11 protein-coding genes and 1 tRNA gene are annotated in these 13,861 nt (G+C 67.1%); 7 read left to right on the top strand and 5 right to left on the bottom strand.

Annotation, left to right across the window (positions count from 1 at the left end; translation table 11 throughout):
- Nucleotides 1-137 precede the first annotated feature (137 nt).
- Nucleotides 138-938, top strand: coding sequence for an NUDIX hydrolase (locus IE113_RS04750; RefSeq protein ID WP_189539646.1), 801 nt, complete (start codon nt 138-140; stop codon nt 936-938).
- A gap of 230 nt (nt 939-1,168) precedes the next feature.
- A complete protein-coding gene (locus IE113_RS04755) occupies nt 1,169-2,275 on the top strand; it encodes an MBL fold metallo-hydrolase (protein WP_189539275.1) in 1,107 nt (368 codons plus the stop codon).
- A 24-nt stretch (nt 2,276-2,299) separates the two neighbouring features.
- On the opposite strand, the gene IE113_RS04760 is transcribed toward IE113_RS04755, so the two are convergent.
- Nucleotides 2,300-2,376, bottom strand: a tRNA-Arg gene (locus IE113_RS04760).
- Nucleotides 2,377-2,437: 61 nt separating this feature from the next.
- Between IE113_RS04760 and IE113_RS04765 the strand changes: the two genes are divergently transcribed.
- A complete protein-coding gene (locus IE113_RS04765; protein ID WP_189539276.1) occupies nt 2,438-3,160 on the top strand; it encodes a queuosine precursor transporter in 723 nt (240 codons plus the stop codon).
- Nucleotides 3,161-3,212: 52 nt separating this feature from the next.
- On the opposite strand, the gene IE113_RS04770 is transcribed toward IE113_RS04765, so the two are convergent.
- On the bottom strand, nt 3,213-3,425 hold the full coding sequence (locus tag IE113_RS04770) for a PspC domain-containing protein (RefSeq protein ID WP_189539277.1): 213 nt from the start codon (nt 3,423-3,425) through the stop codon (nt 3,213-3,215).
- Nucleotides 3,422-3,568, bottom strand: coding sequence for a hypothetical protein (locus IE113_RS04775; RefSeq protein ID WP_189539278.1), 147 nt, complete (start codon nt 3,566-3,568; stop codon nt 3,422-3,424). The genes IE113_RS04770 and IE113_RS04775 overlap by 4 nt, the downstream gene beginning before the upstream one ends.
- A 221-nt stretch (nt 3,569-3,789) precedes the next feature.
- On the opposite strand from IE113_RS04775, the gene recF reads away from it, so the two are divergent.
- Entirely contained in the window at nt 3,790-4,860 is a 1,071-nt protein-coding gene (gene recF, locus IE113_RS04780; protein ID WP_189539279.1) for a DNA replication/repair protein RecF, read from the top strand.
- 146 nt (nt 4,861-5,006) lie between these two features.
- Here recF and IE113_RS04785 read toward each other — a convergent pair whose 3' ends face one another.
- A complete protein-coding gene (locus tag IE113_RS04785) occupies nt 5,007-5,702 on the bottom strand; it encodes an arylesterase (RefSeq protein WP_229822144.1) in 696 nt (231 codons plus the stop codon).
- A 63-nt stretch (nt 5,703-5,765) separates the two neighbouring features.
- Between IE113_RS04785 and IE113_RS04790 the strand changes: the two genes are divergently transcribed.
- Both IE113_RS04790 and IE113_RS04795 read left to right on the top strand, forming a co-directional pair.
- Nucleotides 5,766-6,467 carry an ABC transporter ATP-binding protein gene (locus tag IE113_RS04790; protein WP_189539280.1) on the top strand — a complete coding sequence of 234 codons (702 nt, stop codon included), beginning with the start codon at nt 5,766-5,768 and terminating at the stop codon, nt 6,465-6,467.
- Nucleotides 6,464-8,983 carry an ABC transporter permease gene (locus tag IE113_RS04795; RefSeq protein ID WP_189539281.1) on the top strand — a complete coding sequence of 840 codons (2,520 nt, stop codon included), beginning with the start codon at nt 6,464-6,466 and terminating at the stop codon, nt 8,981-8,983. The genes IE113_RS04790 and IE113_RS04795 overlap by 4 nt, the downstream gene beginning before the upstream one ends.
- Nucleotides 8,984-9,044: 61 nt before the next feature.
- Here the strand turns inward: IE113_RS04795 and IE113_RS04800 are convergent, their stop codons facing one another.
- Entirely contained in the window at nt 9,045-11,723 is a 2,679-nt protein-coding gene (locus IE113_RS04800; protein WP_189539282.1) for a TonB-dependent receptor, read from the bottom strand.
- Between the two features lie 269 nt (nt 11,724-11,992).
- Here IE113_RS04800 and typA point away from each other — a divergent pair, with 269 nt between their 5' ends.
- Nucleotides 11,993-13,825: a translational GTPase TypA gene (gene typA / locus IE113_RS04805; RefSeq protein ID WP_189539283.1), complete on the top strand. Its 1,833-nt coding sequence runs from the start codon at nt 11,993-11,995 to the stop codon at nt 13,823-13,825.
- Nucleotides 13,826-13,861 lie beyond the last annotated feature (36 nt).

Genomic DNA, 13,861 nt, shown 5'->3' on the forward strand with positions numbered 1-13,861 from the left:
GCCCCTTTTACAGCCACTTAGACCGTTAACGCCCGGCGCGGCGATCCGGATTTGTAAACCGGGCCGACACCCCGCGTGACATTTGCTGCAAATGCCCCTTGGCAAAGCGGCTTCCCCCCTGCACCATGCCGCGCGAGATGGATGTGAAAGACATATTTGACACGGGCGGTGAAATCCCCCCGGCAACCCCCGCGGCCACGCTGGTCATTTTCCGCAACGCGGCCGATGGTGGCCCGCCGGAACTGCTGATGGTGCAGCGTTCCAAGGCGATGAGCTTTGCCGGCGGGGCGGCGGTCTTTCCGGGCGGGCGGGTCGACGATGCCGACTTCGCCCTGGCCGATGCCCTGGGCGCGACCGATGACGAGCACCGCGACGAACTGGCCGCGCGGATCGCGGCCGTGCGCGAAACGCTGGAAGAAACGGGCCTCGCCGTGGGCGTCCACCAGCGCCCCAGCCTGGAAGATGCCCTGCGCGCCCGCGCGCTGCTGCTGGAACAGGGCACTCTGGCCCCGGTGCTGGAGGCGATGGGCTGGACACTGGATCTGGACCGGCTGGTGCCGTTCGCCCGCTGGCGCCCCAAGCACCGCGAAGTGCGGGTATTCGACACCCGCTTCTACCTGGCCGACCTGGGCACGGGCGCGGTCGAACTGCTGGTCGACGATACCGAAAACACGCACTTGTTCTGGGCCAGCGCCGCCGGGGCGCTCGAACTGGCCGAACAGGGCGAGATCAAGATCATCTTCCCCACCCGCCGCAACCTGGAACGGCTGGCGCTGTTCGGCAACTTTGACGAGGCGGTGCGCCATGTCGCCGAATATCCGGTGCGGATGATCACGCCGTTCATGGAATTGGAAAACGGCGAACCGTGGCTGAAGATCGACGCCGACGCGGGCTATCCGATCACCGGGGAAAAGCTGGAAACGGCCGCGCGCGGCTGAAAAAGGAACCCCCGCGCAAAGGGTTGCACGGGGGTCAGGTGCCGGTGGACAGAAGGGCCACCGGTCGGGTCGCGTATGTGAAATAACGGGGATTCGCCGACACCGCCGTGATGGCCATCACGCGCGGTGAACTATCGCGCGCATTGCAGCCTGGCGCCCCGGACCACTTGACTGAATGGTCAGAATCATCCACGAATTGACCAAATAGTCATAAAGAGGATTCCCCGGGGATGAAACGAGTTCTGGTCTGGCTGGGCACGGCTACGGTAACCGTGGTCCTGATCGCGTTCCTTGCGTTCCAGTTTTCGCCCGCCTTGCAGGACCGGCTGTTCGCCGCCGGGGCGCGACAGCAAATGGCCCGTTCCAGCCAGTTGCCGACCGGCGACGATGCCCTGCGGGTGGTGCTGTGCGGCACGTCCAGCCCGCTGCCGCTGCGCCAGGCGGCCAAGGCCTGCACACTGGTCGTGGCCGGCGGCAAGCTGTTCGTGGTCGACGTTGGCCCCGAATCGCCGGAGAACCTGGCGCTGTGGCGCATCCCCACGCCCAATATCGAAGCCGTGTTCCTCACCCATTTCCATTCCGACCACATCGGCGAACTGGGCGAACTCAACATGCAGGGCTGGGCCCAGGGCCGCCGCCAGCCGCTGAAGGTCTTTGGTCCGGCCGGCGTGGACCAGGTGGTCGGCGGCTTCAATGCGGCCTACAGCTTCGACCGGCAGTATCGCAACGCACACCACAGCCACGGGCAGGGCCTCCTCCCGCTGGAAGCCGCGGTCATGGCCCCCTACCCCGCCGATTTCGTGCAGCCGGGCGATGTGCCGGCGGGCCGCACGCAAGTGATCTACAACGCCGGCGGCGTCACTGTCACCGCGATCGAGACCGACCACCGCCCGGTCGCGCCGGCCTTTTCCTACCGCTTCAGCTACAAAGGCCGCTCGGTCGTGATTACCGGGGACACGGTGCTGAACGACGGCCTGACCGCCGCCGCCAGGGGTGCGGACGTGCTGGTGAGCGAGGCGCAGGCCCACCACCTGCAGGACCTGATGGCGAACGAGGCCGAGGCAATCGGGCAAAAGACGCTCGCCAGCGTGCTGAAGGATACCAGCCGCTATCACATCAACCCGGTCGAAGCCGCGCGACTGGCCAACCGGGCCGGGGTGCGCGAGCTGGTCTATACCCACATCGCCCCGCCGCTGGTCTTCGGTCTGCTGAAGACCCCGTGGCTGCGCGGCGTCAGCAAGGAACGTCCCGATGGCGTCACCATCGGCCGCGACGGGATGCTGATCACGATCCCGCTGGATGGCAGCGCGATCCGCTTTGACCAACTGGAGGGATAGCCCCTGCCGCGCATGACGGAAAGTTGGCGCGCCCGGCAGGATTCGAACCTGCGACCACCAGCTTAGAAGGCAGGTGCTCTATCCAGCTGAGCTACGGGCGCGCGCGGGGGTGCTCATAGTCGGGGATTGCGCCGGGTGCAAACGGCGCTAGCGTGCGCGCGCATGAGCACCCAGCTTTCCCGCATCGACGGCACCACCGGCGCGCGCCGCCACTTCCGCTATTTCGACTACCTGATGGCGGCCTTTGTCGCGATCCTGCTGCTGTCGAACCTGATCGGGGCCAGCAAGCTGGCCACGATCGAGGGCTTCACGTTTGGTGCGGGAATCCTGTTTTTCCCGCTGTCCTACGTGCTGGGCGACGTGCTGACAGAGGTCTACGGCTATGCCAACGCGCGGCGCTGCGTGTGGATGGGCTTTGCCGCGCTGATCTTCATGGCGGTGATGAGCTATGTCGTCGTCGCCATGCCGCCCGCGGCCGGGTGGGACGGGCAGGCCGCCTATGAAAGCGTGTTCGGCAGCACCTGGCGCATCGTCGCGGCATCGGTGCTGGCGTTCTGGGCGGGCGAATTCGTCAACAGCTTCGTCATGGCCAAGATGAAGATCTGGACCGGCGGCAGCAAGCTGTGGGCGCGCACCATCGGCTCCACCTTCTTCGGGCAGGCCGTGGACAGCCTGATCTTCTATCCGGTGGCGTTCCTGGGCATCTGGTCGACCGAGCAGGTGCTGACCGTGATGGTCACCAACTGGCTGCTGAAAGTGCTGTGGGAAGCCCTGCTGACGCCGGTGACCTATGCCGTGGTCGGCTGGTTCAAGGCGCGCGAGGGCGTGGACGTGTTCGACGAAGGCATCGATTTCTCGCCCTTCGCAAAAACCGAATCGGTTTGATCCCGACACACTTACGGCCCCGTCTTGGTAGACGGGGCCGCGTCGTGTCGGTTCAATCCGCGATCAGGCCGATGGCGAGGTAGATCAGCAGCAGCGAGCCAAAGCCGACCAGCGTGCCGACCACCCAGGCCAGGCGAACCAGCGTCACATCGACGCCGAAATAATCGGCGATCCCGGCGCTGACGCCCATGAACTTGGCGTTGGCCTTGTTCAGGCGGAACGACTTGGCGGCGGGGGCGCTGCGGGAATGGTCAAGCTGGGTCATGCGACAACACTCACATAAGCCGAAGCGCCGTGCGCCTGGGCAGTGGACGGAACGGAAACGGTGCCGCTGATCAGCACCAGCGAAAGCGTCAGGGCGGTGGCGGCGGCGGCGATGGAGCGGCCGATTTGCGTGAAAGTGGTCATGGTGAATTCCCTCTATCTGAACTGTTTGGCGGCCTGTGCCGCGATGCCAGACGTATTGCAGGGGTCGTGCCAAACTGCGAAAATGGCGAAATTCAGCCATTCCTGAACTCAGCACCACCCCTTGACCACAACCCCACTTCAAACAGTTGGTGAAATTTCCCAACTTTCAGGATCGGACTTTTGCGTGACAGCGCGGGGCGCGGCGGACTATCGCGGGCGGCATGGCGCTGGCCCGCATCACCCTGTCCGATTTTCGCAACCACCGCGCCACGCGGCTGGACGGTGCGGCGCAGTTCAATCTGCTGGTGGGGGAGAACGGCGCGGGCAAGACCAACGTACTGGAGGCGCTGTCGCTGCTCGCGCCGGGCCGGGGGCTGCGCCGCGCGGCACTGGTCGACATTCCGGCCAAGGACGGCGCGGGCTGGTTCGCCGTCAATGCCGAACTGGCGGATGGTGTGCAGATCGGCACCGGCGCGCGTGCCGACAAGCCGGGACGACGCGTGGTGCAAGTGAATGGCGCCGACGCCCCGGCGGTGCGACTGGGCGAATGGCTCAGCATCGGCTGGCTGACCCCGGCGATGGACCGCCTTTTTGCCGAGGGCGCGGGGGCGCGGCGGCGGTTTCTGGACCGGCTGGTGCTGGCGCTGGAACCTGGCCATGCCCGCAATGCCGCCAAGCTGGAAGGCGCCTTGCGCGAACGCAACCGCCTGCTGGGCGAAGTGCAGGAACCGGACCCGCAGTGGCTGGCCGCGCTGGAAGGCCAGCTGGCCGAAGCCGGGGCCGCTGTCGCGCAGGCCCGCGCGCGGCTGGTGGAGCGGCTGGTCGAGGCGCTGGCCACCCTGCCCGAAGCCCCGTTCGCGCGGCCCCTGCTGCGCTACCAGCCGGGCGGACCGCTGGAGGCGGAGGCACTCGCCGCCGAACTCGCCGCGACCCGCCGCCGCGACCGCGCCGCCCAGCGCACGCTGACCGGCCCGCACCGCGACGAGTTACTCGTGACCATGAGCGGCAAGGACCAGCCCGCCGCCGAATGCTCCACGGGTGAGCAGAAGGCGATGCTGATCGCGATCACACTGGCCCATGCGGGGCTGCTCAGCCCGGATCGCCCCGGCCTGCTGCTGCTCGACGAAGTGGCCGCGCACCTTGACCCGCTGCGCCGCGCCGCGCTGTTCGACCGGCTGCGGCAGGGCGGCGCGCAAGTCTGGCTGACCGGCACCGAACTCCCCCCGTTCGAGGCGATTGCCACCGAAGCCGCCGTCTGGCGCGTCAGCGACGGGGTGGCCGAGCGGGTCTAGGCCATTCCAACCCGCTCCGCCCGTGCTGAGCGTGTCGAAGCACTGCCTTGCTTCTGAACCGGCTGCGCCACCCGCAGAAGGGACAGCAATCCTTCGACAAGCTCAGGATGGACGGGTTCGGGAGAGAGGGCCTTTTCCCTCGCAGCCTAGCCCTTTGGCTTGGGCACCGCCTTGGCCACGTCGTCCACCGTCGCTTCGACAAGTTTGTCGATCCCCGGCAGGGTCGGGTGGATATTGTCGGCCTGCAACAGGTCTGGCCGGCCGATCAGCGGTTGCAGGAAAAACGGCACCAGCGTCGCGCCGTGCTTCTTCGCCAGCGCGGGATAGATCGGATCGAACTGCTTGCGGTAATCCGCCCCCAGGTTGGGCGGGGAGAGCATTCCCAGCAGCACCACCTTGACCTTGCGCTCGGTCAGCGTGGTCAGGATCGCGTCGAGGTTCTGCCGGGTCTGTTCCGGCGGCAGCGCGCGCAGCATGTCATTCCCGCCAAGGCTGATAATTGCCAGCGCGGGCGGCTCCTTCATGCCTGACAGGGCGAAGTCCAGCCTCTGCAAACCGCCCGCCGTGGTATCGCCGGAAACGCCCGCGTTCGTGATCTGCGCATTGATCCCGCGCGCGCGCAGGGCCGCTTCCAGCCGGGCGGGATAGCTTTGTCCCGGCTCCAGCCCGTATCCGGCAAACAGGCTGTCGCCCAGCGCCAGCACTGGCACCGCCGGCCCCATCACCGGGATTTCCGGCGGCGCCTCTGCGGCCGCGGATTCGCTGGCCGTGGGGGTGCCTGCCCCCTGCCCGCAGGCACCCAGCATAAAGGCCATGGCCACGGGGGTTGCAACTTGGGTCACCCACTTCCATTTCATGCAGAAATTCCTTGCGTTCTTTCCCTCTAGCTATGGCTTCCTGACCCTGTGACAAGCCCCCAGACGGCAATCCGTGCCGCAAACCTCAAACTTGCCCTTGGCCAGGGCGACAGCGCTGTCGAAATCCTGCGCGGGATCGACCTGTCGGTACCGCTGGGCCAGACGCTGGCGCTGCTGGGTCCGTCGGGTTCGGGCAAGAGCTCGCTGATGGCCGTGCTCTCCGGGCTAGAGCGGGCTTCGTCGGGCACGCTGGAAGTGGCGGGCGCGGATTTTGCCGCGCTGGACGAGGACGCGCTGGCCGCCGCCCGGCGCGGGCGGATCGGGATCGTGCTGCAGGCGTTCCACCTGCTCCCCACCATGACCGCACTGGAAAACGTGATGACCCCGCTGGAACTGGCGGGCATGGACGATGCGCGCGAACGAGCGGAGCAGGAACTGGCCGCTGTCGGCCTGGGCCACCGGCTGAACCACTACCCGGCGCAACTGTCAGGCGGGGAGCAGCAGCGCGTTGCCATCGCCCGCGCGCTCGCCCCGCGCCCGCCGCTGGTGTTCGCGGACGAGCCGACCGGCAACCTCGACGCGGCGACCGGCAGTGCGATCATGGACCTGCTGTTCGCCCGCCGCGCCGAGACCGGCGCGACACTGGTGATCATCACGCACGACCCTGGTCTGGCGCAGCGCTGTGAGCGGGTTATCACCCTGGCCGATGGCCGCATCGCGAGCGACAGTATGAGCGATTTGGGGGCATGAGCGCCCTGCCCTGGCGCACCGCGTGGACGATTGCGCGCCGCGACCTTTCGGCCCGCTTCCGAGGGCTGCGGCTGCTGCTGGTCTGCCTGTTCCTGGGGGTTGGCGCGCTGGCCGCGATCGGCACGCTGACCGGGGCGATTGAAAGCGAACTCAAGGCGCGCGGCAAGACCATTCTGGGCGGGGACATTCAGGTCGAGGTCTGGCAGCGCACCGTCACGCCGCAGGAACGCGCCGCGCTGGATGCGCTGGGCCAGGTTTCGGGCGGGCTGCGCTTGCAGGCGATGGCCACCAACGGCGCGCTCGCCTCGCCCGTCGAACTGAAAGCCGTCGATGCCGCCTGGCCGCTGGTCGGGCAGCTGAAGCTGGCCGATGGCCGGCTGACCGGCGCGCCGCCCGCAGGCAGCGCCTATGTCTCCACCGATGCCGCCGCGCGGCTGGGGGTGAAGGCGGGGGACAGCTTCGTGATCGGCGGCCAGCGGCTGACGGTGGGCGGCGTGATCGCCGATGAGCCGGACCGGCTGAGCGAGGGCTTCACGCTTGGCCCGGCCGTGATCGTGGCGGAGAGCTTTCCGGCCAGCGCCGGGCTGACCTCGCCCGGATCGATGTTCCGCGCGCGCTATCGCATCCTGCTGCCCGATGGGACCGAGCCGGTGCCGGTGATCGATGCGCTGAAAGCCAAATATCCCGCCGCCGGGTTCACCTATCGCACGCGCGACAAGGCCGCGCCGGGGGCGGAACGCTTCGTCGGGCGGATGGGCGAATTTCTGGTGCTGGTCGGACTCGCCGCGCTGGTGATCGCGGGCATCGGCATTGGCGGCGGGGTTTCCTCCTATCTGGAGGCGCGGCGCGGCTCCATCGCCACACTGAAAGTGCTGGGCGCGACCAGCGGCGACATTGCGCGGATCTACCTGTTGCAAGTCGGCGCGGCGGCGCTGGTCGGCAGTGCGATTGGCCTTGCCGCGGGCGTGGTGGTGACCCCGCTGTTCACGCAGGCGCTGGGCCAGTTGCTGCCCGTTGCCGCCGGGTTCGTGTTCGATCCCTGGGCGCTGCTGCGCGCAGTGGCCTATGGCCTGCTGGTGGTGCTGGTATTCGCCGCGCCGCCGCTGCTCGCCGCGCGGCGCTTTCCCGCGATGGCGCTGATGCGCGCGCGGGTTTCCCCCCTGCCCTCGATCCGGCGCGAGGCGCTGCTGCCCGTCGCGCTGGGCATGGCCGCGATTGCCGCCATCGCGATGCTGACCGCCGCGCAGCCGCTCGTCACCGCCACGTTCCTCGGTGGAGCGGTCGCGCTGCTGGGGTTGCTGGCCCTGCTCGGCTGGGCGATCCGCACCATGGCCGCCCGCGCGCCGCGCCCGCAGCGCCCGCTGCTGCGCCTCGCGCTCGCCAACCTGCACCGGCCCTCCGCCCAGACCGGCGCGCTGGTGACGGCGCTGGGGTTTGGCCTGTCCGCCTTCGTCCTGCTGGCGGCGGTCGAGAGCAGTCTGGACGCCAACATCGCCGCACGCGTGCCCAACCGCGCGCCCGATTACTTCGTGCTCGATGTGCCAAAGGACCGCGCCGACGCGTTCCGCCAGACGGTTCAGGCCGCCGATCCGGGATCGAAAGTGACACTGGTGCCCTCGATGCGCGGCTCGATCCTTGCCTATGGCCCGGAAGGGGCCATGACCCGCGTCGCCGACCTCAAGCAGATTCCCGACAACGCCTGGCCCCTGCGCGGCGAACGCGGACTGACTTATGCCGACACCCTGCCCGATGGCAGCACGCTGACGGCCGGAAAATGGTGGCCCAAAGGTTACACCGGCGAGCCGCTGGTCTCGGTGGACGAGGAACTGGCCGCCGCGATCGACCTGAAGCTGGGCGACCAGATCACCATCGCCCTGCTGGGGGTGGAGCGCACCGCACGGATCGCCTCGTTCCGGCGGGTCGACTGGGACACGATGGGCTTCAACTATGTGCTGGTGTTCAGCCCCAATGCGATTGCCGACGCGCCGCACAATCTGGCCGCAACCATCGACCTGCCCCCCGGCGCGCCCAAGGCCGGGCTGCTGCAGGCGCTGATCCGCCAGTTCCCGTCAAGCTCGGTGATCGAGGTCGGCAACGTGCTGCGCCAGGCGCGCGAACTGCTGACGCAAGTGTCCACCGCGATCCTCGCCGCCGCATCGGTGGCGGTGCTGGCGGGCGTGGCGGTGCTGCTGGGCGCCATCGCGGCGGCGCGCGCCAGCCGCCTTTATGACAACGTGATCCTGCGCGTGCTGGGCGCGAGCCGCCGCCAGCTGCTGTTGCTGCAACTGGCCGAATACGGGCTGCTGGCGGCACTGCTGGCGGGCGTGGCGCTGGTGCTGGGCTCTGCGATGGCGTGGCTGGTGATCGTCCAGCTGTTCGAATTCGACTGGCTGCCCAACTGGGGCCAGGTGCTGGGCGTGCTGGGCGCAGGGCTGGGTCTGGTGATCCTGTTCGCGCTGGGCGGCTCCATCCCGCTGCTGCGGGCGAAACCTGCACAGGCGCTGCGGGAGCTTTAACCAACGAAAAACGGGGACCGGTTGCCCGGTCCCCGCATTGTTCAGGCGCTGGTGGCCTGGCTTACCACTTGAACCGTACCGTCGCGCCATAAGTGCGCGGCTGGTTGGGGTAGCCGGAGATCGAGCCGGACTGGACCACCGAATCGAAGATCTGGATCAGGTGACGGTCGTTGGTCAGGTTGCGGCCCCAGACCGACAGTTCCAGCCCGTTCATCATCGCATAAGTCAGCGAGGCGTTGATTTCGCTCACTTCGCGCTGGAACGGCCGCGCCGCGTCGAACGCGGGCTGATAGCTGATCACCTGGCCCAGCGCGTTGCGCTGGATGAAGCCGGGCAGCCCTTCGAGCACCTGCACTTCGCTTTCATAGTGCCAGTCCCCGCGCAGGATCACGCGGTCGCCATTGCCCAGTTCCTGGTTCCACTGCGCGCCGAGCGTGGCCGAGATGCCGGGGATGCCGGCCGGCTTGGTGCCGCTGGCATCGCCCAGCGCGGAGCCGGGGAAGCTGACGTACTTCGGATCGAGCCAGACGAGCGAGAGGTTCAGCGTCAGCGGCTTCACCGGCTTGACCATGCCGTCGAATTCGATCCCGTGGGTGGTCTGCTGGCCCGCGTTGGCAAGGGCAAAGCCGGTGCGGGTGAAGACGTTGGACTGGAAGCCGTTGATGGTCTGCTTGAACAGCGTCAGGTTGGCGCTGGCCGTGCCCCAGTTGGCCTTGAGGCCCAGTTCCAGCACCTTGGCGTTTTCCGGCCCGGCATAGCGCGAACCGGTCGTCAGGTTCGGCGTCACCAGCCCGGCGGCGACCAAGGCGGCCCGGTCGCTCGCCAGCGGACGACCATCGCGCGAGAGGTTGAACGAGCTGGCCTTGAAGCCGGTCGCATAGGAAATGTAGGCGTTCAGGCTGTCCGTCACATCCCATGCCAGCCGCGCCGTCCACGACAGGTCGTTGTCCCGGCTCTTGCCGTTTTCGACCGCGTTGGGAATGTTGAGGAACGGCGGCAGGAACTGGAGCGAACGCAGCGCCAGCAGCGGGTTGACCGCCGGGTTGGTCTGGTTCGCCCCGGCAAAGGCGGTCGCCCCGGAAACGATCGCGGAATAGATCGCGGGTTGCAGGCCCGCGAACGTGGCGATCTGGGTCGCGTTGGCCGGGCTGGTCTGCCCCAGCGCCGCGCCCACCTGCTGCGCGATCACGGTGTTGCGGATCACGCCGCCGCCGATCGCCACCAGATCGAGCGCGGAGAACGCATCGGTGCTGACCGTGTTCGAACGCACGGTCTTGCGATCCTGGGTATAGTTCGCACCCAGCGTCAGGGTCAGCTTCTGGCCCAGCTGGACGTCGACGTTGCCGAACACCGACCACGCGGTGTTCTTCATCCGGAAGTCGTCAAAGATGCCCTGCCCCGGCTTCTGGAAGGTGTTGGCCGGCAGGCCCAGCACCTGCGTTTCCAGCGCGGTGATGCCGCCTGCGGACAGCAGGTTCACATAAGGGCGGAACTGCGTGCCAAAGGTCAGTGCGTTCTGGTTACGCACGTTCTCGTTGAAATAGAATGCGCCCAGCATGGCGTTGAACACGTCCATGAACCCGGCCGAGACGCGCAGTTCCTGGGTGAAGGTATCCAGTTCCACATCGCCCCGGTTGCCGCCGATCAGGTCCGCGCTGGTGAAGTCCGAATCCTGGTTGGTCCGCGCGCGGCTGCTGCGGTAGGCGGTGATCGAGGTCAGCTTGAGCGGACCGACCGTATAGTCCGCCTGCCCCGAAACGCCCCAGTTCTCGATCTTGTTCGACGATGGGAAGTTGGAATAGGCCACGTTGGCAAACGGCGTGCGGAAGTCATTGACCTTGCCGCCCAGCGCCTCCAGCGCCGTGGTCGCGCCAGAGCGGCGCAGGTTGACCACCGCGCAGCAGTTTTCGTCCAGCTTGTCGTAATCCGCGATCAGGCGGACCTTCAGCTGGTCGTTCGGTTCGAACAGGGTCTGGCCGCGCACGAACCAGCGGTCACGCTCGTTCGCCTTGCCGTTATAGCCCAGGTCCATCGCGGTGCCGTCGCGCTTGTTGATCCCGCCGGCCAGGCTGGCGGCGATCGAATCGGTCAGCCCCCCGGTGACATAGCCCTTCACCACCACGGCGTTGTAATTGCCGTAGCTCGCCTCGAGGTTGCCGCCGAACTTGAACTTCGGCTCACGCGTGACGAGCGAGATCACGCCTGCGCTGGCGTTCTTGCCGAACAGGGTGGACTGCGGCCCGCGCAGCACTTCCACGCGCGCCACATCGGGCAGGTCGCCGATCTGGGCCGCCGTGCGCGAACGATAGACGCCATCGACGAACACGCCGACCGACGGTTCGATCCCCGGATTGTTCGCGCCGTTGCCGAACCCGCGGATGATGAAGTTGGTGTTGGCCGAGCTTTGCAGCTGGGCCACGCGCAGCGACGGGACCAGCGATTGCAGGTCCTTCAGGTCGCGCACTTGCGCGCGCTCGATCAGTTCGCCCGTGGTGACCGACACGGCCACCGGAACGTCCTGCAGGGTCTGCTCGCGCTTGGTGGCGGTAACGATGATCTCGTTGCCGTCCTCATAGGTCGGGGCGCGCTCTTCCGCTTCGGGGGCAGGCAGCGCTTCCTCTTCCGGCAGGTCACCGTCTTGCGCCCAGGCGGCGGCGGGCGCGGTCAGCGCAGACGCGGCGATGCCCAGCAGCAGGGCCGTGCGCAGATGGATGGAAGCGGCGGAAGCAGGCAATTTCATCTTGGATTCCCTTTGCAGAACACAGGCAAGTTCGGGCCGGGCCAGATGTGGTGAACCCTCGCGCAACCATGCCGGATGCAGGTTCCCATAGGTTTGCGTCAGTCCCGCGGCAACGCCGTTCGTCGATCCCAGCCGGAATTGGCCGATCCAGCGTGCCGTAGCGGCAGTGCGCAACGCTTGCTCAAATCCGCCTGATCCGCTAGGGGCGCGCGCAATGTTGCGGTGCAACAGGCACCGCCCGCTACTCCAGAATTCGAGAACCCATTTCCATGTCCGCACCCCTTCCCCTGCGCAACATCGCCATCATTGCGCACGTCGACCACGGCAAAACCACCCTGGTGGACCAGCTGTTCCGCCAATCCGGCACCTTCCGTGACAACCAGCGCGTGGAAGAACGCGCCATGGATTCCAACGATCTGGAAAAGGAACGCGGGATCACCATCCTGGCGAAGCCGACCTCGATCGAGTGGAACGGCACGCGCATCAACATCGTGGACACCCCCGGCCACGCCGACTTCGGCGGCGAAGTGGAACGCATCCTCAGCATGGTCGACGGCGTGATCCTGCTGGTCGACAGCTCTGAAGGCGCGATGCCGCAGACCAAGTTCGTGACCGGCAAGGCGCTGGCGCTGGGCCTGAAGCCGATCGTCGTGGTCAACAAGGTCGATCGCCCGGACGAGCGCATCCAGGAAGTGCTGGACGAAGTGTTCGACCTGTTCGTGACGCTGGACGCCACCGACGAACAGCTCGATTTCCCGGTGCTCTATGCCTCGGGCCGCAACGGCTATGCCAACACCGACCCGTCGCTGCGCGAAGGCACGCTGGAGCCGATGTTCCAGAAGATCGTCGATCACGTGCCGCCGCCGTCGCTGGATGAGGACGCCCCGTTCAGCTTCCTGGTGACACTGCTGGACCGCGACAACTTCCTGGGCCGCGTGCTGACCGGCCGCGTCCAGTCGGGCACGGTCAAGGTCAACCAGCCGATCCACGCGCTCGACGCGGACGGCAAGGTGATCGAAACCGGCCGCGCGTCCAAGCTGATGGCCTTCCGCGGGCTGGACCGCGTGCCGGTGGAAGAAGCCCGCGCGGGCGACATCATCAGCCTGGCCGGTCTGGCCGTGGCAACTGTGTCCAACACCATCGCCGACACCTCGGTCAGCACCCCGATCAAGGCCCAGCCGATCGATCCGCCGACCCTGTCGATGCGCTTCGCAGTGAACGACAGCCCGATGGCGGGCCGCGAAGGCAGCAAGGTGACCAGCCGCATGATCCGCGACCGCCTGATGCGCGAAGCGGAATCGAACGTTGCCATCCGCGTTACCGAATCGGCCGACAAGGACAGCTTCGAAGTCGCCGGGCGCGGCGAACTGCAGCTCGGCGTGCTGATCGAAACGATGCGCCGCGAAGGCTTCGAACTGGGCATCAGCCGCCCGCGCGTGCTGTATGGCACCGACGAGAACGGCCAGCGCACCGAACCCTATGAAACCGTCGTGATCGACGTGGACGACGAACACGCCGGCACCGTGGTGGAAAAGATGGCAACCCGGAAGGGCGAAATGCTCGACATGCGCCCGTCGGGTGGCGGCAAGACCCGCATCACCTTCAGCGCCCCGTCGCGCGGGCTGATCGGTTATCACGGCGAATTCCTGTCCGACACGCGCGGCACCGGGATCATGAACCGCCTGTTCGAAAAGTATGGCCCCCACAAGGGCAAGATCGAAGGCCGCAAGAACGGCGTGCTGATCTCCAACGGCACGGGCGAAGCGGTGGCCTATGCCCTTGGCCCGCTGGAAGAACGCGGCATCCTGTTCGTCGGCGTCGGCACGCCGCTGTACGAAGGCATGATCATCGGCGAAAACGCCAAGCCGGAAGACCTTGAAGTCAACCCGATGAAGTCCAAGCAGCTGACGAACTTCCGTTCGAGCGGCAAGGATGATGCCATCCGCCTGACCCCGCCCAAGATCATGACGCTGGAACAGGCCATCGCCTATATCGACGACGATGAAATGGTCGAAGTGACGCCCAAGTCGATCCGCCTGCGCAAGGCGATCCTCGACCCGCATGAGCGCAAGAAGGCCAGCCGCAAGAAGGAAGCGGCCTGATCGCTGCGGCGGCCCGGTAACGGGCCGCCACCCGGC

Source organism: Novosphingobium arvoryzae (assembly GCF_014652615.1).
In the GTDB taxonomy this organism is placed as follows: domain Bacteria; phylum Pseudomonadota; class Alphaproteobacteria; order Sphingomonadales; family Sphingomonadaceae; genus Novosphingobium; species Novosphingobium arvoryzae.